At 62.8% G+C, this 25,043-nt stretch carries 14 protein-coding genes and 1 pseudogene; 2 read left to right on the top strand and 13 right to left on the bottom strand.

The annotated features are described in order from the left end of the window. Nucleotides 1-150: 150 nt before the first annotated feature. Both nifJ and Q1M04_RS08330 read right to left on the bottom strand, forming a co-directional pair. Nucleotides 151-3,816 (bottom strand): pyruvate:ferredoxin (flavodoxin) oxidoreductase, encoded by a 3,666-nt coding sequence (gene nifJ / locus Q1M04_RS08335; RefSeq protein WP_297998624.1) that lies wholly within the window; start codon nt 3,814-3,816, stop codon nt 151-153. A 184-nt stretch (nt 3,817-4,000) separates the two neighbouring features. Further along, nucleotides 4,001-4,372, bottom strand: a complete 372-nt coding sequence (locus Q1M04_RS08330; protein ID WP_293281223.1) for a helix-turn-helix domain-containing protein — start codon at nt 4,370-4,372, stop codon at nt 4,001-4,003. 250 nt (nt 4,373-4,622) lie between these two features. Between Q1M04_RS08330 and Q1M04_RS08325 the strand changes: the two genes are divergently transcribed. Next, nucleotides 4,623-6,140, top strand: coding sequence for a YifB family Mg chelatase-like AAA ATPase (locus Q1M04_RS08325; protein ID WP_297998626.1), 1,518 nt, complete (start codon nt 4,623-4,625; stop codon nt 6,138-6,140). Between the two features lie 64 nt (nt 6,141-6,204). Here the strand turns inward: Q1M04_RS08325 and rpoC are convergent, their stop codons facing one another. From rpoC to Q1M04_RS08305, 4 genes and pseudogenes are all read right to left on the bottom strand, one after another. After that, the gene (gene rpoC, locus Q1M04_RS08320) at nt 6,205-10,083 is read right to left on the bottom strand and encodes a DNA-directed RNA polymerase subunit beta' (protein ID WP_297294451.1); all 3,879 of its coding nucleotides are present in this window, start codon (nt 10,081-10,083) and stop codon (nt 6,205-6,207) included. A 54-nt stretch (nt 10,084-10,137) separates the two neighbouring features. Then, nucleotides 10,138-14,058, bottom strand: a complete 3,921-nt coding sequence (gene rpoB, locus Q1M04_RS08315) for a DNA-directed RNA polymerase subunit beta (RefSeq protein ID WP_297998629.1) — start codon at nt 14,056-14,058, stop codon at nt 10,138-10,140. A gap of 479 nt (nt 14,059-14,537) precedes the next feature. After that, complete coding sequence (locus Q1M04_RS08310) at nt 14,538-15,779, bottom strand: S-layer homology domain-containing protein (protein WP_297998631.1); 1,242 nt, start codon at nt 15,777-15,779, stop codon at nt 14,538-14,540. Nucleotides 15,780-16,556: 777 nt separating this feature from the next. Next, nucleotides 16,557-16,649: pseudogene (locus Q1M04_RS08305) on the bottom strand (transposase); the annotation flags it as partial. A 110-nt stretch (nt 16,650-16,759) separates the two neighbouring features. Between Q1M04_RS08305 and Q1M04_RS08300 the strand changes: the two are divergent. Continuing rightward, on the top strand, nt 16,760-17,182 hold the full coding sequence (locus Q1M04_RS08300) for an HIT family protein (protein WP_204789865.1): 423 nt from the start codon (nt 16,760-16,762) through the stop codon (nt 17,180-17,182). Nucleotides 17,183-17,239: 57 nt separating this feature from the next. Here Q1M04_RS08300 and ptsP read toward each other — a convergent pair whose 3' ends face one another. The 7 genes from ptsP to Q1M04_RS08265 all read right to left on the bottom strand — a co-directional run bounded on the left by ptsP (nt 17,240) and on the right by Q1M04_RS08265 (nt 25,038). Beyond that, nucleotides 17,240-18,874, bottom strand: a complete 1,635-nt coding sequence (ptsP, locus tag Q1M04_RS08295; RefSeq protein WP_297998634.1) for a phosphoenolpyruvate--protein phosphotransferase — start codon at nt 18,872-18,874, stop codon at nt 17,240-17,242. Between the two features lie 21 nt (nt 18,875-18,895). Beyond that, nucleotides 18,896-19,153 (bottom strand): HPr family phosphocarrier protein, encoded by a 258-nt coding sequence (locus Q1M04_RS08290; protein WP_293279981.1) that lies wholly within the window; start codon nt 19,151-19,153, stop codon nt 18,896-18,898. Nucleotides 19,154-19,342: 189 nt separating this feature from the next. After that, a complete protein-coding gene (locus tag Q1M04_RS08285; RefSeq protein WP_366131925.1) occupies nt 19,343-20,959 on the bottom strand; it encodes an alpha-amylase family protein in 1,617 nt (538 codons plus the stop codon). A gap of 206 nt (nt 20,960-21,165) precedes the next feature. Further along, nucleotides 21,166-22,110: a carbohydrate kinase family protein gene (locus Q1M04_RS08280; RefSeq protein ID WP_297998639.1), complete on the bottom strand. Its 945-nt coding sequence runs from the start codon at nt 22,108-22,110 to the stop codon at nt 21,166-21,168. A 243-nt stretch (nt 22,111-22,353) separates the two neighbouring features. Continuing rightward, nucleotides 22,354-23,064 carry an ABC transporter ATP-binding protein gene (locus Q1M04_RS08275; RefSeq protein WP_297998641.1) on the bottom strand — a complete coding sequence of 237 codons (711 nt, stop codon included), beginning with the start codon at nt 23,062-23,064 and terminating at the stop codon, nt 22,354-22,356. After that, entirely contained in the window at nt 23,057-23,899 is an 843-nt protein-coding gene (locus Q1M04_RS08270; protein ID WP_293280380.1) for an ABC transporter ATP-binding protein, read from the bottom strand. The genes Q1M04_RS08275 and Q1M04_RS08270 overlap by 8 nt, the downstream gene beginning before the upstream one ends. Further along, nucleotides 23,896-25,038 carry a branched-chain amino acid ABC transporter permease gene (locus Q1M04_RS08265; protein ID WP_297998643.1) on the bottom strand — a complete coding sequence of 381 codons (1,143 nt, stop codon included), beginning with the start codon at nt 25,036-25,038 and terminating at the stop codon, nt 23,896-23,898. The genes Q1M04_RS08270 and Q1M04_RS08265 overlap by 4 nt, the downstream gene beginning before the upstream one ends. Between the last annotated feature and the right edge of the window lie 5 nt (nt 25,039-25,043).

The following is a 25,043-nucleotide window of genomic DNA, read 5'->3' as shown; positions in this document are numbered from 1 at the left end:
CCCGTCTCCCGTCCCCCCGCAGGGGGTGGGGGTTGCTCAAGGGGGAGCCTGCTCCCCCTTGAAAAGAGGCGGAGCAAGGGAGCGGGCGCAGTTCTCGCCAGAGGCCGCAGGCCGGCGGCGGGAACGGAGCTTAGCGGACTTTGCGACGCCTCAGGCGTACATTTCCTTCAGCTTCAGCAGGTGCTGATAGCGGTCCATGGCCGCCTTCTCGTTGCGCTGGAACAGCTCGCTGGCCCGGTCGGGGAACTCGCGGGTCAGGCGGCTGTAACGGGCCTCGTTCATCAGGAACTCCTGATACCCGCCGGCGGGCTCCTTGGAATCCAGGGTGAACTTGGCGCCTTCGGCGGCGGGGTTGAAGCGGAACAGGTTCCAGTAGCCGCACTCCACGGCCTTCTTCATTTCCGCCTGGCAGTTCATCATGCCGCCCTTGATGCTGTGCATCTCGCAGGGAGAATAGGCGATGATCAGGGACGGGCCGGGATAGGCCTCGGCCTCCTGGATGGCCTTGAGGGTCTGGGCGGGGTTGGCGCCCATGGCCACCTGGGCCACGTAGATATAGCCGTAGCTCATGGCGATTTCCGCCAGGGACTTTTTCTTGATCTCCTTGCCAGCCGCGGCGAACTGGGCCACCTGGCCGATGTTGGAGGCCTTGGAGGCCTGGCCGCCGGTGTTGGAGTAGACCTCGGTGTCGAAGACGAAGATGTTCACATCGTTGCCGGAGGCCAGGACGTGGTCCACGCCGCCAAAGCCGATGTCATAGGCCCAGCCGTCGCCGCCGAAGATCCACAGGGACTTCTTGGAGAGGTACTCCTTGTCCTTGAGAATCTCCAGGCAGAGCTTGCAGGCGTCACAGTCACAGTGCTTCGCGCCGCTGTCCTTGAGCTCCTTGGCGTGGGCCTGGAACTGGGGCAGCTGGTCGCCGAAGACCTTGGCAGCCTCGGGGCTTCCGGTGAAGGCCACGATATCGTCCACGGTCATGACGCTCTCTTCCAGGAGCTTCACATATTCCTTGGTGGCTTCCGCGTTGGCCTTGCCGTCCTCCATGGTGTCCAGCCACTTCTGGGCGGCGTCCTTTAGGGGCTGATAGGTGTACTCCACGGCAATGAGGGCCTCGGTCTTGGCCTTCAGGCTGTCGCGGATGGCCTTCTGGCCCAGATACATGCCCAGGCCGTGCTCGGCGTTGTCCTCGAACAGGGAGTTGGACCAGGCGGGGCCGTGGCCGTCCGCGTTGGTGCAGTAGGGAGAGGTAGCCGCAGGACCGCCCCAGATGGAGGAGCAGCCGGTGGCGTTGGAGATATACATCCGGTCACCGAAGAGCTGGGTGACGAGACGGGCATAGCTGGTCTCGGCGCAGCCGGCGCAGGAGCCGGAGAACTCGAGGAGGGGCTTGTGGAACTGGCTGCCGGGCACCGTGTTGTCCTGGAGATCCTTCTTCTCGGTGACCTCGGCCACGCAGTAGTTGAAGACCTCCTGCTGCTTGGCCTCCTGCTCCTGGGCCACCATCTTCAGGGCCTTCTCGCCCTTGCGGCCCGGGCAGACGCCCACGCACACGCCGCAGCCCATGCAGTCCAGCGGAGACACGGCGATGGTAAACTTGTAGCCCTTGCCCTTTCCGGTTTTGTCGATGACCTTGGCGGCGGCAGGGAGCTTGGCGGCTTCCTCCTCCGTCATGGCGAAGGGACGGATGGTGGCATGGGGGCAGACATAGGCGCACTGGTTGCACTGGATGCAGTTCTCGGGCATCCAGGTGGGAACGGAGACGGCCACGCCGCGCTTTTCATAGGCGGCGGCGCCCAGCTCAAACTGGCCGTCGGCGTGCTTGACGAAGGCGGAGACGGGGAGGCTGTCGCCGTCCATCTTGCCCACGGGGTTCAGGATGGTCTTGACCTGCTCTACCAGCTCCGGCTTGCCGGTCAGGGTGGTGGTGTCGGGGGTATCCTGGGCGTCGGCCCAGTCGGCGGGAACCTCGAACTTCTTATAGGCCGTGGCTCCGGCGTCGATGGCCTTGTGGTTCATATCCACCACGTCCTGGCCCTTTTTCAGGTAGGAGTGGGTGGCGGCGTCCTTCATATACTGGATGGCCTCGGCCTCGGGCATGACCTTCGCCAGGGAGAAGAAGGCGGACTGAAGAATCGTGTTGGTCCGCTTGCCCATGCCGATTTCTTTCGCCAGGTCGATGGCGTTGATGGTATAGACCTGGATGTTATTTTGGGCGATATACCGTTTCGCCACGGCGGGCATGTGCTTGTTGACTTCCTCGTCGCTCCACTGGCAGTTGATCAGGAAGGTGCCGCCGGGCTTCACGTCCCGGACCATGGGGAAGGCCTTGACGATATAGGCGGGCACATGGCAGGCCACGAAGTCGGCCTTGTTGATATAATAAGGAGCACGGATGGGCTGATCGCCGAAGCGCAGGTGGCTGACGGTGACGCCGCCGGTTTTCTTGGAGTCGTACTGGAAGTAGGCCTGGACGTATTTGTCCGTGTGGTCGCCGATGATCTTGATGGAGTTTTTGTTGGCGCCCACGGTTCCGTCGCCGCCGAGACCCCAGAATTTGCACTCGATGGTGCCCTCCGCCGCGGTGTTGGGGGCGGGCTTCTCCTCCAGGCTCAGGTGGGTCACGTCGTCCACGATGCCGATGGTGAACTGACGCTTGGGCTCGGCCTTAGTCAGCTCCTCATAGACGGCGAAGACGCTGCGGGGCGGGGTGTCCTTGCTGCCCAGGCCGTAGCGGCCGCCGATGACGGTGATGTCCGTCCGGCCCGCGTTGGCGAGAGAGGCCACCACGTCCACGTACAGGGGCTCGCCCAGGGAGCCGGGCTCCTTGGTGCGGTCCAGCACGGCGATCTTCTTGCAGGTGGCGGGGATGGCGGAAATCAGCTTGTCGGCGCGCCAGGGGCGGTACAGACGGACCTTGATAAGGCCCACCTTTTCGCCGTGGGCGTTCATATAGTCAATGACTTCCTCAGCCACGTCGCAGATGGAGCCCATGGCGATGATGACCCGATCCGCGTCGGGAGCGCCGTAGTAGTTGAAGAGCTGGTAGTCAGTGCCCAGCTTCTCGTTGACCTTGCCCATATACTTTTCGACGACGTCGGGCAGGGCGTCGTAATAGGGGTTGCAGGCCTCGCGGTGCTGGAAGAAGATGTCGCCGTTTTCATGAGAGCCCCGCATGTTGGGCCGCTCGGGGTTCAGCGCGTGCTTGCGGAAGGCGTCCACGGCGTCCATGTCGCACATTTCCTTCAGGTCGTCGTAATCCCACACGGCGACCTTCTGAATCTCGTGGGAGGTGCGGAAGCCGTCGAAGAAGTTCACGAAGGGAACCCGGCCCTCAATGGAGGCCAGATGGGCCACGGGGCCCAGGTCCATGACCTCCTGGACGTTGCCCTCGCAGAGCATGGCGAAGCCCGTCTGGCGGCAGGCCATGACGTCGGAGTGGTCGCCGAAGATGTTCAGCGCGTGGCTGGACACGGTACGGGCGGACACATGGAACACGCAGGGCAGCAGCTCGCCGGCGATCTTGTACATGTTGGGGATCATCAGCAGCAGGCCCTGAGAGGCGGTGTAGGTGGTGGTCATCGCGCCGGTGGCCAGGGAGCCGTGGACGGTGCCGGAGGCGCCGGCCTCGGACTGCATCTCGCAGACCTTCACGGTGGTGCCGAAGATGTTTTTCTGACCGGCGGCTGCCCACTGGTCGACCAAGTCTGCCATGGGCGAAGACGGGGTGATGGGGTAAATGCCCGCCACCTCGGTAAACGCGTAGCTGACATATGCCGCCGCGTTGTTTCCGTCCATGGACTTGAACTTTCTTGCCATAAACTTACCTCCTGTAAATTTGCCGCCCGGGGACGGCAATCTCTCCAAGACAGGGGACCGAAGCATTCTCTTGCCGGACCCCATGCGGTTCCATTATAACACGGCTGTTTCCCGGTGTAAACCGCCGCTTTGTTATTTTTTGCACAAATTTTCCCAGGGATTCTTGGCGGGCAAACGATTCCGCTTACCAGACGAATACCGCGTGGAGAAAGAAATTCACCAGCAGGGTCAGTACAATCCCCGCCGCCGTCCCCGCGCCAATCAGCCACCACTTCAAAATCCGCTTCGCCTTGCTCACGTCCTGGTAAATGGAGTCCAGCTTTTCGCTGTTCCAATTCTTTTCCCGGACCTCCTGCACATCCACATCCCGAACCAGCGCGTCCAGCGTCAAGCCGAAGTAATCACTCAGGAGCACTAATCGCTGGAAGTCGGGATAAGACTGGGCGGACTCCCATTTGGATACCGTCTGCCGGGATACATGCAGCTCTGCTCCCAGTTCCTCTTGGGACAAGCCCCTGCTTTTCCGCAGGTCAATCAGTTTTTCGTTGAAATTCATGTTGCAGTCCTCCTTATATTGACGGGCCGTTCAGGCCGGGACCAGCATCTCGCGTTTCAAAACGTTCCGCAACCAACTTCTGTTGGAATTTTGTCAACTTCACTTAACATCACCACAATTTCTCCCGTTCTCCCAGCGGAAAATTCCCGTCCTCCTCATTCTCCGCTTTCCATTTCCCCCAATCTGTGGTATCATGATCCCACAGAAACACAGCGGCGCTCCGCCGCTCCGCTTGCGGGAGGTAAGTCTTATGGTGGTCACGGTGCGTTCCCTTGGCTTAAACGGCGTCTCCGGCTACGAGGTCAGCGCCGAGTGCTTTCTCTCCGGCGGGCTCCCCGCCTTCGACGTGGTGGGCCTGCCGGACGCCGCCGTGCGGGAGGCCCGGGAGCGGGTCCGGGCGGCGGTGAAGAACTGCGGGGCCAAGTTCCCCGTCAGCCGCATCACCGTAAACCTGGCCCCGGCGGGGCAGAAGAAGGCGGGGACCCTCTACGACCTGCCCATCTTCGTGGGCCTCCTGGCGGCAAACGGCGACTTGCCGGAGCCCCCGGCGGACGCGGCATTTGTGGGGGAGCTGTCCCTGTCCGGGACCCTGCGGAGCGTGGCGGGGGTTCTCCCCATGGCCCTGGCGGCGGAGCGGGCGGGGGTGCGGCAGCTCTTCGTCCCGGCGGGCAACGCCGCCGAGGCGACGCTTGCCGGGGGGCTGACGGTCTACGGCGTGGAGGATGTGGCGTCCCTGACGGCCCACCTCCGGGGAGAAAAGCCCCTCTCCCCCGCCCCGGCCTGGACGCCGGGAGAGGACGAGGCGGGCCTCTTGGACCTCCGGGATGTGATGGGCCAGGAGAACGTGAAGCGGGCCCTGGAAATCGCCGCCGCCGGGGGGCACAACCTTTTGATGATCGGCTCTCCCGGGGCGGGGAAATCCATGCTGGCAAAACGCCTGCCCTCCATCCTGCCGGACATGAGCCGGGAGGAGGCCCTGGCGGCCTCCGGCGTGTGGTCCGTGGCGGGGCTGGCGGACCCGGCGCACCCCCTGCTGACCCGCCGTCCCTTCCGCAGCCCCCATCACACCGTCTCCGCCTCCGCCCTCACCGGCGGCGGGCCCGCCATGCGGCCCGGGGAAATCTCCCTGGCCCACAACGGGGTCCTCTTCCTGGACGAGCTGCCGGAGTTCCGCCGGGACGCCCTGGAGATTCTCCGCCAGCCCCTGGAGGACGGGGAGGTCACCATCTCCCGGGCCGGGGGCACCCTGCGCCTCCCCGCCCGGTTCCAGCTCATCTGCGCCATGAACCCCTGCCGCTGCGGCTGGCGGGGGCACCCGGACCGGCGGTGCACCTGCTCCCAGCGGGACCGGGAGCGGTATGTGGAGAAGATCTCCGGCCCCCTGCTGGACCGGATCGACCTCCACGTAACGGTGCCCTCGGTGGAGTACGAGGCCATGCGCCGCCGGGAGACCCCGGAGTCCTCGGCGGAGGTGAAGGCCAGGGTGGACGCGGCCCGGGCCATTCAGGCGGATCGCCTGGCAGGGTCCGGCGCGGCCTGCAACGCCCAGATCGCCCCGGCGCAGCTGGGGGCCTTCTGCCGCCTGGACGAGACCGGGGAGAAGCTGATGAAAAACGCCTTTCAGCGCATGGGCCTGACGGCCCGGTCCCATGACCGGATTCTCCGGGTGGCCCGGACCATCGCGGATTTGGACGGAGAGGCGGACATTGGCGCCGCCCACCTGGCGGAGGCCATTCAGTACCGGAACACGGATATCTTGAAGGGCTGAGCCTTTCCATATAGAAACGCCGGGACCCCGCAGGGTCCCGGCGCTTTTTCGTCTACACAACTTCTCAGCTCATAGACAGGGGGGCGGTTTCCGCCGCCTGGCTGACGGCGTTCCCCAGGATGATGGGCTCGGAAGCGGGCTCCTCCTTGGGAACCGGCTCCTCCGCCTCGGGAAGAATCTCCTCGGCGGCGTTGTGATAGGCCGTCAGGCCCGTGCCGGCGGGGATGAGCTTGCCGATGATGACGTTTTCCTTCAAGCCCGCCAGGCGGTCGCTCTTGCCCTTGATGGCGGCCTCTGTCAGCACCTTCGTGGTCTCCTGGAAGGAGGCGGCGGAGAGGAAAGAATCCGTGGCCAGAGACGCTTTGGTGATGCCCATGAGGAGCTGGGTGCCCACGGCGGGGCGCAGGGGCTCGCCGTTTTCCTGGGTCTCCCCGGCGGCGTTCCGGCGCTGGATGTCCTCGTTGGCGTTCTCCAGCTCCAGAACGTCCACCATGGAGCCGTCCAGCAGGTTCGTGTCCCCCGCGTCCTCCAGGCGGACCTTCCGCATCATCTGGCGGACAATGACCTCAATGTGTTTATCGTTGATGTCCACGCCCTGCTGGCGGTACACCCGCAGGACCTCCTGAATGAGGTAGTTGTACACCGCGTCCGCGCCCCGGATGCGGAGCACGTCGTGGGGGTTCAGGGCGCCGTAGGTCAGCTGGCGGCCCACCTCGATGACGTCCCCGTCCCTCACCTGGAGGCCCGTGTGGGGCACGGCGTAGGTCCGGGTGTCCCCGTCGGGGGCGGTGATGATGATGTTCAAGAGGCTGCCCTTGGTGGCCTCCTCGAACTTGACCGTGCCGCCGATTTCCGCCAGGGTGGCCATCCGCTTGGGTTTCCGGGCCTCGAAAAGCTCCTCGACACGGGGAAGGCCCTGGGTGATGTCCCCGCCGGCCAGGCCGCCGGTGTGGAAGGTACGCATGGTCAGCTGGGTGCCCGGCTCGCCGATGGACTGGGCGGCGATGATGCCGACGGCCTCGCCGGGGCCCACGGGCTTGGAGGTGGCCAGGTTCATGCCGTAGCACTTGGCGCACACGCCGCTGGGGGCCTTGCAGGTCAGGACAGTGCGGATCATGACGGTGGGCTTCTTGTCCGGGTCGCCGGCGGGGTCGAACTCGCAGCGGTCCCCGGGGCGGACGTTCTCCTGGACCCACTTCCGGGACTCCAGCAGCTTATCCTCGCTTCCGTCCATCATTTTGTCGTTGCTCAGCAGAACCTCGCCGGTGTCCGCGTCCACCACGTCGCCCACCAGGAAGCGGCCCCGGAGGCGGTCGGACAGCTTCTCAATCACCTGCCCGTTCTCGCTGATTTCGGAGACCTTGATGCCGTGGGTCACATGGCAGTCCTCCTCCCGGATGATAACCTCCTGGGAGACGTCCACCATGCGGCGGGTCAGGTAGCCGGAGTCGGCGGTCCGCAGGGCGGTGTCCGCCAGGCCCTTCCGGGCGCCGCGGCTGGAGATGAAGTACTCCAGGGCCGTCAGGCCCTCCCGGTAGTTGGCCTTGATGGGGATTTCGATGGTCCGTCCGGCGGTGTTGGCAATCAGGCCCCGCATGCCCGCCAGCTGGCGGATCTGCTTCATGGAGCCTCGGGCGCCGGAGTCCGCCATCATGAAGATGGGGTTGTAGCGGTCCAGGTTCTTCTGAAGGGCGTCGGACACGTCCTCGGTGGTCTTCTCCCACTCCTGAACCACGTTGCGGTAGCGCTCCTGGTCCGTCATGAAGCCCATCTTGTACTGGGTTTCGATGTCCAGGACCTTCTGCTCCGTATCCCGGACCATCTCGTACTTCTTGGGCGGGATGGTCATGTCGGCAATGGAGACGGTAATGGCGGCCTGGGTGGAGTATTTGTAGCCCGTGGCCTTAATCGCGTCCAGCACCTCGGCGGCCATGGTGAAGCCATGCTTGTTGATGGTTTTATCTACGATTTTTCCCAGCTGCTTTTTGCCGCAGGTCTCGGTGACCTCATAGTCGCAGACATGGGCGGGATCGCTCCGGTCCACCATCCCCAGGTCTTGGGGGATGTTGTGGTTGAAGATGATGCGGCCCGGGGTAATCTCCACGACCCGGGTATACTCCGTGCCGTCCACGGTACAGGTCCGGCGGACCAGGATGGGGCAGTGGGGGCCGATAACACCCTCGTTATAGGCCATGAGGGCCTCGTTTTCGTTGGCGTAAATCCGCAGGGGCTTATAGGAGGCCTTCCGCTTCTCCGGCGCGCCGGCCTTCCGGGCGGCTTTGTTTTCCGCGTCGATGGCCTCGTTGGCGGCCAGGAACTCGTCGGCGTTCACCGGGCCCCCGGCGGTGAGGTTCGTGTCTCCCGCGTCCACGCACCAGACCTCCGCCGCGCCCTTCTCGGCGCTGCCCATCCGGTCCATGGTCAGGTAGTAGCTGCCCAGCACCATGTCCTGGGTGGGCACGGTGACGGGGCCGCCGTCCTGGGGACGCAGGAGGTTGTTGGCGGAGAGCATCAGGATGCGGGCCTCGGCCTGGGCCTCGGCGGAGAGGGGCACATGAATGGCCATCTGGTCGCCGTCGAAGTCGGCGTTGAAGGCCGTGCAGTTCAGGGGGTGGAGCTTGAGGGCCCGGCCATCCACCAGCACCGGCTCGAAGGCCTGGATGCCCAGGCGGTGGAGGGTAGGCGCCCGGTTCAGCATGACGGGGTGGTCTTTGATGATAACGTCCAGGGCGTCCCAGACCTCGGTGACCCCTTTATCCACCATCTTTTTGGCGGATTTGATGTTGTTGGCGGTGCCGTCCTCCACCAGCTTTTTCATGATGAAGGGACGGAACAGCTCCACAGCCATCTCCTTGGGCACGCCGCACTGGTAGATTTTCAGCTCGGGGCCGACGACGATGACCGACCGCCCGGAGTAGTCCACCCGCTTGCCCAGCAGGTTCTGGCGGAAGCGGCCCTGCTTGCCCTTGAGCAGATCGCTGAGGGACTTGAGGGCCCGGTTGTTGGCGCCGGTGACGGCCCGGCCCCGGCGGCCGTTGTCGATGAGGGCGTCCACCGCCTCCTGGAGCATCCGCTTCTCGTTGCGGACGATGATATCCGGGGCGTTGAGCTGGATAAGCCGCTTGAGGCGGTTGTTCCGGTTAATGACCCGGCGGTACAGGTCGTTGAGGTCGCTGGTTGCGAACCGTCCGCCGTCCAGCTGGACCATGGGCCGGATCTCCGGGGGGATGACGGGCAGCACGTCGATGATCATCCACTCCGGCTTGTTCCCGGAGAGGCGGAAGGCGTCCACCACCTCCAGGCGCTTGACGATGCGGGCCTTTTTCTGGCCGGAGGAACCCTTAAGCTCCGCGTGGAGCTGCTGGGAGAGCTGATCCAGGTCCACGTCCTGGAGCAGCTGCTTCACGGCCTCCGCGCCCATGCCGGCCTGGAAGTCGTCCTCGTACTTCTCCCGGTAGTCCCGGTACTCCTTCTCGGAGAGGATCTGGTTGCGGCTCAGGGGCGTCTCGCCGGGGTCCGTGACGATATAGTTGGCGAAATACAGCACCTTCTCCAGAATCCGGGGGCTGATGTCCAGCAGCAATCCCATCCGGGAGGGGATGCCCTTGAAATACCAGATATGGCTGACAGGGGTGGCCAGCTCGATGTGGCCCATCCGCTCCCGGCGGACCTTGGCCCGGGTGACCTCCACGCCGCAGCGGTCACAGATTTTGCCCTTGTAGCGGATCTTTTTATACTTGCCGCAGTGGCATTCCCAGTCCTTGGTGGGCCCGAAAATGCGCTCGCAGAAGAGGCCGTCCCGCTCGGGCTTCAAGGTGCGGTAGTTGATGGTCTCGGGTTTTTTCACCTCGCCGTAGGACCAGGCGCGAATCTGCTCCGGAGAGGCCATGCCGATTTTTATGGTATCGAAGGCGATATTGCCGCCGGTTTTGTTGTCGGTCATCTTGCGCGTTCCTCCTTCATTGCTCCGGTACTGCCGGAATATTCAACGAACGCATCATTCGTCGTCCTCGCCGTCGTCAAAATCGGCGTCGATGTCCGCCCCGGCGTCCTCGGGGGCGTCCTCGATATCAAAGCCGGAATCCTGGAACTCCGCCGCCATGTCCTCGGTATAGGCGCTGCGGCTGCGCTCGTCGTCGGCGTCCATCCGGGCCAGGTTGAAGGTGTCCATGGCGTCCTCGTCCTCCCGCAGCTCGATGGGATTCCCCTGGGCGTCCAGGACCTGGATGTCCAGGCACAGGGACTGGAGCTCCTTGACCAGGACCTTGAAGGACTCGGGCACGCCGGGCTGGGGCACGTTGTGGCCCTTGACGATGGCCTCGTAGGTGCGGACACGGCCCGTCACGTCGTCGGACTTGACCGTCAGAATTTCCTGGAGGGTGTAGGCCGCGCCGTAGGCCTCCAGGGCCCAGACCTCCATCTCGCCGAAGCGCTGGCCGCCGAACTGGGCCTTGCCGCCCAGGGGCTGCTGGGTGACCAGGGAGTAGGGGCCGGTGGAACGGGCGTGAATCTTATCGTCCACCAGGTGGTGGAGCTTGAGGAAGTAGACGTAGCCCACCGTGACGGGGTTGTCAAACCGCTCGCCGGTGCGTCCGTCATAGAGGACGCTCTTGCCGTCGGCCACCAGGAGGCGGCCCTCCGTCTTCCAGGCGGCCAGGGCTCCGGCGTCCGCCAGCTCCTCCGCCGTCACGGGGCGGCGGCCGTCTTCCTCGGACAGGTAATACTGCTTGCTTCCGTCGGTGGACAGCATTTCGCTGGTCTCCACCGTGCGGAACAGTCCCGCCTCGGCCAGCATGGCCCGGATATCCTCCTCCCGGGCGCCGTCGAAAATGGGGGTTGCCACCTTGCAGCCCAAGGCGTGAGCGGCGTAGCCCAAGTGAACCTCCAGCACCTGGCCGATGTTCATACGGCTGGGCACGCCCAGGGGGTTCAGTACGATGTCCAGAGGCGTGCCGTTGGGCAGGAAGGGCATATCCTCCTGGGGCAGGACCCGGGAGACAACGCCCTTGTTGCCGTGGCGTCCGGCCATCTTGTCGCCCACCTGGATCTTCCGGCGCTGGGCGATATAGACCCGGACCACCATGTTCACGCCGGGCCCCAGCTCGTCGCCGCCCTCCCGGGTGAAGACCTTGGTGTCCAGCACAATGCCGCTCTCGCCGTGGGGGACTTTCAAGGAGGTATCCCGGACTTCCCGGGCCTTCTCGCCGAAAATGGCCCGGAGGAGGCGCTCCTCGGCGGTGAGGTCCGTCTCGCCCTTGGGGGTGACCTTGCCCACCAGGATGTCCCCGGCCTTGACCTCCGCGCCCACGCGGATGATGCCGTTTTCGTCCAGGTCCTTCATGGCGTCCTCGCCCACGTTGGGGATGTCCCGGGTGATCTCCTCGGGGCCCAGCTTGGTGTCCCGGGCGTCGATCTCGAACTCCTCAATGTGGATGGAGGTATAGAGGTCCTCCCGGACCAGGCGCTCGTTCAGCAGGACGGCATCCTCGTAGTTGTAGCCCTCCCAGGTCATGAAGCCCACCAGGATGTTTTGGCCCAGGGCGATCTCGCCCTGCTCGGTGGCGGGGCCGTCCGCCAGGACGGTGGGGTCCATCATCTGGCCGTCGGGGCCAATCCCCCGGCCATGGACCCGCTCGCCAACCTCCACAATGGGGCGCTGGTTGATGCAGGTCGTGTGGTTGGAACGGAGGAACTTAATGAGCTTATAGGTTTTCTTCTCTCCCCGGATGGGGGCGGGGTTGCTCTCGGTGCTGTCGTACTGCACGGTGACATGGCGGGCGTCCAGGTCCGTGACCACGCCGTCGCCCTCCGCCAGAACCACGATTTCGGAGTCAATGCAGATTTTGTGCTCCATGCCGGTGCCCACGATGGGGGCATGGGGCCGCAGCAGGGGCACCGCCTGACGCTGCATGTTGGCGCCCATCAGGGCCCGGTTGGCGTCGTCGTTGGGGAGGAAGGGGATCATGGCGGTGGCGATGGAGACCATCATCCGGGGGCTTACGTCAATGTAGTCCACCATCTCCCGGTCCACGTCCACGATCTCGTCCCGGTGCCGCCCGGTGATACGGGCGTTGACCAGGCAGCCGTTTTCATCCACCGGCTCCGCGGCCTGGCCGACGATGAAGTTGTCCTCCTCGTCGGCGGTCATATAGGTGATTTCCTCGGAGACTTTTCCGCTCTCCTTATCCACCGCCCGGTAGGGGGCCTCTATGAAGCCGTACTCGTTGATGCGGGCGTAGGTGGCCAGATACGAGATCAGGCCGATGTTGGGACCTTCGGGCGTCTCGATGGGGCACATGCGGCCATAGTGGCTGTAGTGCACGTCCCGGACCTCCATGTTGGCCCGCTCACGGGAGAGGCCGCCGGGGCCCAGGGCGGAGAGGCGGCGCTTGTGGGTCAGCTCCGCCAGGGGGTTCGTCTGGTCCATGAACTGGCTTAAGGGGCTGGAGCCGAAGAACTCCTTGATGGCCGCCGTGACAGGGCGGATGTTGATAAGGCTCTGGGGCGTGACGATATCCATGTCCTGGATGGTCATGCGCTCCCGGATGACCCGCTCCATCCGGCTGAAGCCGATGCGGAACTGGTTTTGAAGCAGCTCGCCCACGCAGCGCAGGCGGCGGTTGCCCAGGTGGTCGATGTCGTCCTTGACGGAGACGCCCCGGGCCAGGCCGTTCATATAGTTGATGGAGGTCAGGATGTCGTCCACAATGATGTGCTTGGGTACCAGCTGATCCTTGTGGAGAATGATCTGGTCAATGAGCTCCTCCCCGCTGTACTGGCTCAGCAGCTCCTGGAGGACGCCGAAGCGGACCCGCTCTTTGATCTTGCAGGTCTCCCAGGGGTCGAAATCCACGTAGCGGCTCATGTCGCACATGCCGTTGGAGATTACCCGGAGGGGCGTGCCGTCCACGTCGATCGTCACGTCGCAGACGCCCGCGGCGTCCAGCAGGCGGGCGTCCTCCTTGGACAGGAGGCAGCCCTCGTCAAAGAGAATCTCGCCGGTGGCGGGGTCCGCCACGGGGTAAACCAGCTTCCGCCCGGTGACCCGCTGCCACAGCGAAAGCTTCTTATTGAACTTATACCGGCCCACCACAGAAAGGTCGTAGCGCCGGGGGTCAAAGAACAGCCCCGTGACCAAGGTCTCGCTGGCCTCCACCGTGGGGGGCTCTCCGGGACGCAGGCGGCGGTAGATGTCCAGCATGGCGTCCTCATAGCTCTTGCAGGGGTCCTTCTCTAAGGTGGCCACGATGCGGGGATCGTCCCCGAAGCGGTCCAAAATGCCCTGGTCGGTTTTCAGGTTCTCATAGCCCGCCTCATGGCCCAGGGCCCGGATGAGGCAGGTGACGGGGATCTTCCGGTTCTTGTCGATGCGGACCCAGAAGAGCTCGTTGGCGTCGGTCTCATACTCCAGCCAGGCGCCCCGCTGGGGGATGACCTGGGAGGTGAGGATGGGCAGGTCGGTCTTGATGTCCACCTCGTGTCCGTAGTACACGCCGGGGGACCGGACAATCTGGGAGACTACGACCCGCTCCGCGCCGTTGACGATGAACGTGCCGGACTGGGTCATCAGGGGGAAGTCCCCCATGAAAATCTCCTGTTCTTTGATCTCCTCGGTCTCCTTGTTCCGCAGGCGGACCTTGACCTTGAGGGGGGCGGCATAGTTGGCGTCCCGGGCTTTGCACTCCTCCACATCGTACTTGGGCTTTTCATCCATCTTGTAGTCGATGAAGGTCAGCTCCAGGTTGCCCTGGTAGTCGCTGATCGCGCCCACGTCGGCGAAGACCTCCCGGAGGCCGGTATCCAGGAACTCCTGATAGGAGGTCTTCTGAATCTCCAGGAGGTTCGGCATGGAGACGACTTCCTCATACCGGGCGAAGTTTTTGCGAAGGGTCTTTCCGTAATACTTGTCTTTGGCCATCTTCACATTCACCTTTCTGCCGCCACCGGCGGCGGGGATAGGGACACGCCGGGCTCCGTTGTTAAAAACCTTTCGCCCCGCTCTTGCATTCTTCTGGGAAATGTGCTATACTCCGATTAAGGTATGAAGCGGGGGATTTTCCACCCGCTGTCGATAAGTGCTTTATTTTACCACGTCCATTTTTCTCTGTCAAGGGGAAAATGGACATTTCGTATCCTTTTTTCAATAAAACGGCCCATGGAACCAGCTCCATGGGCCGTTTTTCATATTCTCAGACGCCGGAGGGGTGACGCCTCCTTTTGCTCCCGGTCCTCCCACGCCCCGCATGGAAAAGCCCGCTTTCCGGTTCATCATAATATCGTCCCGGGCCTGGGGGTACTCTGGATAGTGATGCGGAAATTTTTTCGGCCCTTGACGCCGGCTTCTCTCTGTGCTGGGGGAAGACTATCTTTTTCGGCAAGGCCGCTTTTCGGACGTTTTTAGTTGGGATAGCGTGTCCAGACGTCAACGGTATAATCGCCGGGTTGGGGATTGTCCCAATCGCAATGTCCAATGTCCCATACAATTTCATATGTGTTGTTTGGACCAGTAGTGTTGCTGTCTGTGCCATCGAATTCTGTCCATTGGCATTCATCATTATGCTGAGCGCGGCTTGTAACGATGAAGACATGTGTGAGCTTACCATTGCTATCCACTGAAATACCGATGTCGCCAGGACGGGCATCGGCCGTCGCAATCTTGCGGGCGGGAAAACCGGTCTGACCGAAGATATAGTCACTGACGAGAGCTGCCCAACCGCCGCAGCCGGCAGATGTGCTGGTTTTTCCGCCTTTGGCTCTATCATAGGTGTTCGTGACTTTGAGAACATCGTAGCTTTTGATTCCGTCACGATACCCGTTTACAAAGCTGGTGTGTTCAGGATACTTAGCCTGAAGTTCAGACAGGAGTTCCAAGATGTTGGCTTCGGTTACGGGCTTGCCGTTGGTCAGAGTCTTTCCAGTTTGGTCGGGCTGGCTAGGCTTGCTGGGAGTCTCAGGCTCTGCGGGAGTCTCGGGGTCAGGATTGGTGATATTCCCGCCGGAGTTTCCGGAATACTGCATCATGCGGTAGATTACAACAGCGGCCTGTCCGCGGTTCATCGTAACTTCACCGCTGAAAGAGCCGTCAGAGTAGCCGGTAATAATGCCCAGAGCATACACGTTGGCGACCGCATCCCGGTACTGGCTGGGAATATTATTGTAGTCCGTGATTTTGGCAATGGCCGCAGACTTGTCAGAGCTGCTTGCCGGGAAGCCCTGCCTGGTCATAATATTGGTGATGAGCTGGGCCATGTCGTACCGGGAGATACTGCGGCTCATTTCCTGAACATTATCCGTGTCGTCCGCAAAGCTGGTGTTGTTCAGCGCCTGGTTCGCCATCATGGCCTGATAGTTGGCCCAGAAGGTTCCGCTGGAGATATATATGGGATTTTTGTACTTTTCGATATCAGCCGCGAAAAACGCGCGGGACAGCATGACGGTGAAATTGGACCGGCTGACGGTGTTGGCGGGGCGGAACGTGTTGTCCTCATAGCCGTTGACGATGCTCTGGCCCGAACACCAGACAACCGCGTCATGGAAGGTGTGGGCGCCGGGCACGTCGGAAAACTCCGCCGCCCCCGCCGGGACGCAGAGGCCCAGGCACAGCGCCAGAGCCAAAACCAAGGAACATAGTCTTTTCATCAGTACCGCTCTCCTCATATCATATTTGCTGCCGCTCAGCGGTCCGGCCCGTGGGGGCGGGGTTCTCCCGTCCCCCTCGGGTTTGCGCGGGGCCGCTGAGACAAACAAAAGCGGTGCGAGATATAAAATCCCACACCGCATATCAGACACAAACCCCAAACCCGGCCTTGTAAATTCATGAAAAGTCCGGTATAATGAGGCTGGCGCAGTTATACTGTTGTGTGGGAGGTGTAGCTCCCGCATAGGGGCGTGGGGTGCTGCTAACACCCCGCGTCCTGCCTTTGTTCATCTCGTGTTCTCATTGTACACCCGCAAATCCTGAAATGCAAGGTAAATCATGATATTTTTAGGGCCTCTGTCTATACCGGCAGAGGCCCTTTTTTGCGGACACCCGGCCCATTTCACGGTCTGCAAGGAGTTCAAGGGAAGCACTGATTAAAGCAAGTAAAAGCCAGGCAAACAGACGAAGGCAGTGGAAACGACCAATAAAGGACCATATTCGGGGAATAAATTCCTTGCTTTTCCAGTCCCAGCCCGGTCGAAGGGCGCAAAAACCTTAGGCGGGGCATAGGGAACCGCCCGCCCTGGCAAGCATGTACAAATTTGCGCTGGCGAAGAGAACGTGTAATCGGTTAAGATTTTTTCTCAGACCCCGGCAAACGGTCTTCCGAAAACCGAAAAAGTTCTTCACAATCCTGCAGGGATGCTCCGCCTTGCAGCGTACGGCAGATTTTCGGTTTTCAATATACCGCTCCCAGTCAATGGCATTGTCTGAAACCCTATAAATCTGCGCATGGCATAGCTGTCATAAATTGCGTCCTCTGCTCCCTCATCGGATAAGCTGAACCAGCATTGCAGCAGATACATCTTCTATCATTTCGGGGGATTAAATCAGCGTTTCCTTAAAATCACCACTACCAAGCGCCGTCCCGGCGTGCTATAATAGTGGGACAATCCAAACAGAAAGGATCGATCCCCTCATGAAAGACCAAAACTGCGGATACTGCACCCGGAAACAGGAGCTGCTGGACGGCTTCGGCATCTACGTCTGTGACCTGGAGGCCAGCGTTCTGGTCCTCTTTAAGGAGCAGAGCCACCCCGGCCGCTGCATCGTGGCCTACAAGGAGCACGCCGGCGACATGACAGAGCTCACCGGCGAGGAGCGCAGCGCCTTCTTCGCCGACGTGAACCGGGTGGCCAAAGCCCTCCACGCCGCCTTCCACCCGGACAAGATCAACTACGGGTCCTATGGGGACACCAGCGGCCACATGCACTTCCACCTGGTCCCCAAGTACAAGGACCAGGCCGAGTGGGCCTCCACCTTCGCCATGAACCCGGAGAAGGTCTTCCTCACCCAGCCGGAATACGACGCGATCATCGCGAAAATCAAGGCGAACCTGTAAGCGGTGCATAAAAGAGCGCCGGACGCATACGCGTCCGGCGCTCCGCTGTTCTTTGCCTTAGTCCTGGGACTCCTTGCTCAAATCCAAGCTGCGGATGATCTTCCGCAGGGGCAGGACCGAGGCGGGCGAGACGCTCAGCTCGTCCACGCCATAGCGGAGGAAGGTCTCCGTCAGGGTCTGGTCCGCGCCCAGCTCCCCGCAGATGCCCACCCAGCAGCCGTGGCGGTGGCCCGCCTCGATGGTGTGGCGGATCATGCGGAGGACCGCCGGGTGATGGGAGTCGTAGAAGTTATCCAGCTTGGGGTTCTGCCGGTCAATGGCCAGGGTGTACTGGGTCAGATCGTTGGTGCCCAGGGAGAAGAACTCCACTTCCTCCGCCAGCTCGTCGGCCAGAAGGACGGCGGCGGGAGTCTCCACCATGATGCCGATCTCCACATTGCCCATGGCCACGCCCCGCTCTTCCAGCTCGGCCCGGCACTCCTCCAAAATCTCCTTGGCGTCCCGGACCTCCCGGACGGAGATGATCATGGGGAACATGACGGAGACGGTGCCGAAAGCGCTGGCCCGGAGAATGGCCCGGAGCTGGGTCTTGAAGATCTCCTTCCGGGTCAGGCAGATGCGGATGGCCCGGTAGCCCAGGGCGGGGTTCTCCTCCTTGTCCAGTCCGAAGTAATCCGCCTGTTTGTCCGCGCCGATGTCCAGGGTGCGGATGATGACCTTCTTTCCGGCCATAGTCTCCACCACCCGCTTGTAGAGCATAAACTGCTGGTCCTCGCTGGGGTAGTCCTGGGAATCCAGGTAGAGGAATTCGCTGCGGAACAATCCGATGCCCTGGGCGTCGTTCTGGAGGACCAGCCCCACGTCCCCGGCGTTTCCGATGTTGGCGTAGACCTTGATCTCTTTGCCGTCCAGGGTGACGTTGGGCTTTTTCTTCAGGCTCTGGAGCAGGGCCTCCTGCTTGAGATCGTTGCTCCGCTTTTCCTCCATGGCGCTGAGGAGCTCCGGCGCGGGCTCGATGTAGACGCAGTGGTTATAGCCGTCGATGACGGCCAGCTTCCCGTCCCACTCGTCCTGGAAGTCCACCCCCACCAGGGCGGGGATGTTCATGGTCCGGGCCAAAATGGCGGTGTGGCTGTTGGAGGAGCCGTGGCGGGTGATGAAGCCCAGGAGCTTCGTCTTGTCCAGCTGCACGGTCTCGCTGGGGGTCAGGTCGTCGGCCACCAGAATGGCGGGCTGGTCGGCCATCATGTCCGCGTCGCCCACGCCCAAAAGGACGTTGACCACCCGGCGGGAGATGTCCTTCACGTCGGCGGCCCGGGCCCGCATGTACTCGTCCTCCATGGCGGCGAAGGCGGCGGCGAAGTTTTCCCCGGTGGCGGACGCCGCGTACTCGGCGGTGGCCCCCTGGGTCTCCAGGATGCCCCGGACGGCGTCCAGATAGTCGTCGTCGTCCAGCATCATCTGGTGGATCTCAAAAATGGCGGCATTGTCCTCCCCCACCTCGTCCAGGGCCTTGTCGTACAGGACCCCCAGCTGCTCCTGGGCCTTGACCCGGGCGGCGTCGAAGCGGGCGTACTCCTCCTCGGGGGTGAGGGTGGAGGAAACGGCGGTCTGGGCCTCCGCTTTCTTATAGATGCGCAGGGGGCCGATGGCAATGCCGTTCAGAATGGATTTACCAGTCGCAACTTGCATAGCGGTTCCCTCCCAGCGGCCTTACATGTTTTCCTTGCAGAACTGCTCCATGGCGGCGGCGCTGGCTTCCTCGTCTCCGCCCTCGATGGTAAAGGTGATCGTCTCCCCGGTTTTGACGCCCAGGCCCATGACAGCCATCAGCTTGGTGGCGGCGGCGGACTTTTCGCCCTTGGTGATGGTGACGGTGCTGTCCAGGGCCTTGGCGGCCTTGGCCAGCAGACCGGCGGGACGGGCGTGGATGCCCACGGGATCGGTGATCGTATAAGTGAACTGTTTCATGAAGCTTCTTCCTTTCTGATCGTGGTGGCCGGATTGCCCGGCGTCTTGTTTATAGGATACCACGTCCCCGTCCCATTTGCAAACGTTATTTAATCGTTTACCTGATTTGGAAGTATTTGATATCTTCTGATTGAAAAAGCGCGGAAAATCCCTTTGGATTTTCCGCGCAGAGAAACGCCTTTCGCGGCGTCAGCCGCGCAGCAGCCAGGCAAAGCCGTTGGGCCACAGCTCCACATCCCGGAGGCCATGGTGCCGGGTTCCGTACAGGAGATCGGTATAGCCGCCGTCCCGGTCCACGCGGGCATGGACAAACCCGCCGCTGAAGTTGAACAGGCACACCAGCTCCCGCTCTCCCATCCTCCGGCTGAGGGCCAGGACGTGGGTGCTGCCGGACTCCTCCACGGTCACGTCCGCCCGGGCGTCAAAGCAGGGCTCCGCCGCCCGGATGGCCTCCATCTGCCGGAGGCCTTGGAAAAGCTTGCCCTGGCAGGTCTTCGGGTCCGTCCGCCGCTCCGCCAGGTCCCAGGGGAAGTTCCCCCGGTGGAGATAGCGGCTGTCCTCCCGCTTGTCGGGGTCGTCGTGATAGCTCCAGTCGTTGAGCCGGCCCACCTCGTCGCCGCTGTAAATCACGGGGATGCCGCTCTGGCTGAGCATCCAGGCGTGGAGGGTCAGATCGCAGGCCACGGCCCGCTCCAAAAGGGCGGGGTCCCCCTCCGCCGCCTCCACGCCGCAGAGGGAGGCGGTGGTGCCGCAGAGGCGGGCGTCCCCCAGGCGGGGGTCGTCGTTATAGAGCTCCCCCCGGCTGGGACTGCCGGGCCATTTGCCGGTAAACCAGTCGTTGAGGAATTTCTTGTGGGCCACCTCGTCCGTGCCGGAGGTCTGCGCCAGCCAGGGATAATCCAGGCCCCAGCCGATGTCGTCGTGGCAGCGGAGGTAGTTGAGGAAGAGGAAGTCCTTGGGCAGGGCGCAGACGGCCTCCATCTGCCGCTTTAAGAGGGAGGCATCCCCCGTGGCCAGGGTGTGCCAGGTGGCGGCCATGGTGGTGACGTTATAGAGCATGTGGCACTCGGGCTTCTCGGTGGTGCCGAAATAAGGGGCCACCTTGACGGGCTCCATGACCACCTCCCCCAGCAGCAGCACGCCGGGGCAGGCGATCTCCGTCACCATCCGCAGCATCCGGGACAGGGTATGTACCTGGGGCAGGTTCCGGCAGCCGGTGCCCAGCTCCTTCCAGATGTAGGGGATGGCGTCTAGGCGGATCACGTCAATTCCCCGGTTCGCAAGGTACAGCAGGTTCTCCGTCATGTCCCGGAACACCGCGGGATTGGCGTAATTCAGGTCCCACTGGTAGGGATAGAAGTTGGTCATGACCACGGAGCCCTCCGGAAGCTCCGTGAAGCTCCCCGGCGCGGTGGTGGGAAACACCTGAGGCACCGTCTTTTCAAACTCCCGGGGGATGTCCCAGGAGTCGTAGAAGAAATAGCGGTCCCGGTATTCCGCCTCCCCCGCCCGGGCCCGCTTCGCCCAGGCGTGGTCCTCGCTGGTGTGGTTCATCACAAAATCCAGGCACAGGCTCATCCCCCGGCGGCGGCAGGCGTCCGCCAGGGCCTCCAAATCCTCCATGGTCCCAAGAGACGGCTGGACCTTCCGAAAATCGCTGACGGCGTAGCCCCCGTCGCTGCGGCCCTTGGGGCTCTCCAGCAGGGGCATCAGGTGCAGGTAGTTCACGCCGCATTCCCGGAGATAGCCCAGCTTCTCCTTCACGCCGTTTAAATCCCCGGCAAAGGCGTTCACGTAGAGCATCATGCCCAGAAGGTCCCGCCTTCTGTACCAGTCCGGGTCCGCCTCCCGCTTCCTGTCCTGGTCCCGGAGGGGCTTCTTCCGCTCCTCCCAGCAGCGGCGGAGCATCTCCACAAAGTCCCCGAAGGCCGCCACGTCCCGATAGAGCTCGCAGTACAGCCATTTCAGCTCGTCATAATGCCGGGCCAGGCGCTGGTCAAAGATGGAGGGCCTCACGGCATCCGCCCTCCCTCCAGCTCCGCCAGGGCGGGCATGGCGGGGATGGCCCCGCTGCGGGAGCAGGTGAACGCCGCCGCCCGGTTGGCAAAGGCCAGAATATCCTTCAGCTCCGCCCGTTCCAGGCCCTCCAGGGGCTTCTCCCCCCGGGCACACAGGCGGCTGAGGACAGCCCCCAGGAAGGTGTCCCCCGCGCCGTTGGTGTCGGCTACCTTTACGGGCACGCCGGGCTGATGCCAGGACGCTCCCTTCCAGCGGCAGAAGACACCCTCGCCCCCCAGGGTGACCATAATGAGGGACAGGCCCCGCTCCTCCAGAATACGGGTCCCCTCCTCCAGATCCGCCGTTCCGGCCAGCAGGGGCAGCTCCTCCTCCGCCAGCTTGATGATGTCCACCAGGGGCAGGGGAATCGTCATCCACTCCGCCGCCTCGGCCTGATTGGCCCAGAGGACGGGGCGGTAATTGGGGTCATAGCTCACAAGGCCGCCGTTTTTGTGGGCCGTCCGGGCGGCGAAGATGGTGGCGCTGCGGCACATGCCCGCCGTCAGGCTGACGGAGCCGAAGTGGAGGATCTTGCTCCTCAGCACCGCGTCCTCGTCCACCTCCTCGGGGCAGATGTCCCGGTCCGCCCCCCGGAGGAAGCGGAAGCTCCGCTCCCCGGCCTCGTCCACGGAGACAACGGCCATGGTGGTGGGCTGGCTCCCCGTGCGCAGGCCGGAGGCGTCCACGCCGTTGTCTGTCAACACCTTCCGGAGGTAATTCCCGAAACCGTCGTCCCCCACCTTGCCCCAGAAGGCGGATTTGGCCCCCAGACGGGCCGCCGCCACCGCGACGTTGGCGGGCGCTCCGCCGGGGTTCGCGGAGAACTGGGGCACCCCCGCCGCGTTGACCCCTGTCTGGGTCAGGTCAATCAGAATCTCACCAATCGCTGTTACGTCCATGATACGGCCTCCTATCTGTTTTTATCTTATGAAGCAGGCACGGCGAATGTCCTTTTTTTGCCAATCGCCCGCTCCGTAATCGATTTTCTCGGATTATATCAAACTATTTTCCCCTTGTCCAGTACTTTGCTGCCGCTAACTGAAAATTTTTCCGCCGCTTTTCCAGGTCCTTCCAGCCTCCCGGCGGAGTAAAGAAGTGTACAAAAAAGGGGCCCCTGAGGGCCCCTGCTGAGGCGGCTTTTTTCAGCCGTTTTTTCCTAAATACGCCTCCCGGACCTTCTCGTTGGCCAGGAGCTCCGCGCCGGTGCCGGACATGGTGATGTTCCCCGTCTCCAGCACATAGGCCAGGTCCGCGATTTTCAGAGCCATGTTGGCGTTCTGCTCAATGAGGAGCACCGTCACGCCCTGCTTGTTGATTTCCCTGATGATGGAGAAAATGTCCTGCACCACCAAGGGCGCCAGGCCCAGGGAGGGTTCGTCCAGCATCATCAGCTTGGGGCGGGACATCAGCGCCCGGCCCACGGCCAGCATCTGCTGCTCGCCGCCGGAGAGGGTGCCCGCCAGCTGCCAGCTCCGCTCCTCCAGCCGGGGGAAGAGGCTGTAGACCCACTGGACGTCCTTTTCAATCTCCGCCTTGTCCGTTCGGAGATAGGCCCCGATGCGGAGGTTTTCCACCACCGACATGTCGGCGAAGACCCGCCGGCCCTCGGGGCTCATGGCGATGCCGGAGCCCACGATTTTATCGATGGACCTGCCCAAAAGCTCCTCCCCGTTCCACTGGATGGAACCGGAGGACGCCTTGACAAGGCCCGTGATGGTCCGCAGGGTGGTGGACTTGCCCGCGCCGTTGGCGCCGATCAGCGTGACGATTTTGCCGTCGGGCACCTCCAGGGAGATGCCCCGGAGGGCCTGGATGCCGCCGTAGCTGACGTGGAGGTTTTCAATTTTAAGCATCCTCGCTCACCCCCAGGTAGGCGTCAATGACGCGCTTGTCGTTCTGGATTGCCGCCGGGTCGCCCTGGGCAATCAGCTTGCCGAAGTCCAGGACGTAAATCCGGTCGGAGATGTTCATGACCAGGTTCATGTGGTGCTCAATGAGGAACACCGTCAAATGGAAGCGGTCCCGGATCTCGCCGATGAAGGCCGTCAGCTCCTCGGTCTCCTGGGGGTTCATGCCCGCCGCCGGTTCGTCCAAAAGCAGCAGCTTCGGCTCCGCCGCCAGGGCCCGGGCGATCTCCAGCCGCCGCTGCTTGCCGTAAGGCAGGGAGGTGGCCGGTTCGTCCTTCACGTCCGCCAGGCCCACGGTCTCCAAAAGCTCCAGCACGTTTTCCCGCTGGGCCGCCTCCTCCTTCCGGTTCAGGCGGAACGCGGCGGAAAACACGTTGCTGGTGACCCGGCAGTGCTTGGCGATGAGCACGTTGTCAAATACCGTCTGGCTCTTCCACAGCCGGATGTTCTGGAAGGTCCGGGCCATGCCCAGCCGGGTCACCTTGTCCGGGGTGGGGGCCAGCACCTGGGCATAATCCCCGGCGTGCTCCCCCTTGTACTGCTGCTTCATCTTCCCCTGGGGGTGGTTCTCCACGATTTTCTCCCCCTGGAACCAGACGGCTCCGTTGGTGGGCTGGTAGACCCCGGTGATGACGTTGAAGGCCGTGGTCTTCCCCGCGCCGTTGGGGCCGATGAGGGCCACGATTTCTCCTTTGCCGACCTCCAGATTGAGGTTATCCACCGCCACCACGCCGCCGAACTGCATGGTGACGTTTTCCACTTTCAATACGTTCTCCTTCATTTTGCCCCCTCCTTCCGGCGTTTCTTCAAGAGGTCCGGCAGCTCCTTGTCTCCCATGATGCCCCTCCGGAAGAACAGCACCACAATCATAATGACCACGGAGAACACCACCATGCGGAAGCCGTTGCGGAGCAGGGGCACCTTGAACCCGCCGATGAAGGTCTCCGCGTCCAGGAAGCGGAGCCACCACTCGCTGGCGGCCACGTACAGGAAGGCCGCGATGCAGCTGCCCGACACGGACCCGATGCCGCCGATGACCACGATCAGCAAAATCTCATAGGTCATGGCGGTGGTAAAGGTCTTGGCCTGGGCCTGGTTGGCGAACATGGCAAACATGCCGCCCCCCACCCCGGCGAAGAAGGAGCTGATGACAAAGGCCAGCCGCTTGTGCTTGGAGAGGTTAATGCCCATGGCCTCCGCCGCCACCTCGTCGTCCCGGATGGCCTTGAAGGCCCGGCCGTAGGTGGAGTTGATGAGCAGGACGATCACGGCGATGCAGATCCCCGCCAGCAGGAAGGCCGTGAAGGTGGAAAGGCGCAGCACCGTCTCCCCGGAGCCGTTTGTAATATTGAAGCTGGAGAAGGTGGGGAAGTTTTTCAGGGCGTTGGCCCCGTTGGTGACGGGCCCCAGCTTATCCCACTGGAACACCGCCCGGATGATCTCGCCGAAGCCCAGGGTGGCGATGGCCAGATAGTCGCTTTTCAGCCGCAGCACCGGCAGGCCGATGAGCCACGCCACGGCGGCGGCCACGCAGCCCCCCAGGACCAGCGCCAGCACCACGCCCAGCACCAGGCCGAACGCCCCGCCGCCGAAAAGCTCCGGCAGGGAGAAGTTGACGGCGGAGCCGTTGTAGATATAGTAGACCGCCTCCCGCTGGGAAACGGGGATGGTCAAAATCGCGTAGGTATACGCGCCCAGCAGCATGAAGCCCGCCTGCCCCAGGGAAAAGAGGCCCGTAAAGCCGTTGAGCAGGTTCATGGACACGGCCACCAGGGCATAGACCGCACCTTTTTTCAAGGCGGCGAAGACCATGATGTTTTTGTTCGGGTCCAGCACGTTTTCCAGGATAACCACCAGCGCCAGCAGGGCCGCCGCGCAGAGGAGGCCGGCCCAGGCGCTCTTGTTGACTGTTTTCTTCATACCGT

The sequence above is a fragment of the uncultured Oscillibacter sp. genome (assembly GCF_950073225.1).
GTDB lineage: Bacteria > Bacillota > Clostridia > Oscillospirales > Oscillospiraceae > Oscillibacter.
The sequence above is the reverse complement of the archived record's forward strand: the minus strand, read 5'-3'. Positions and strand labels throughout refer to the sequence as shown.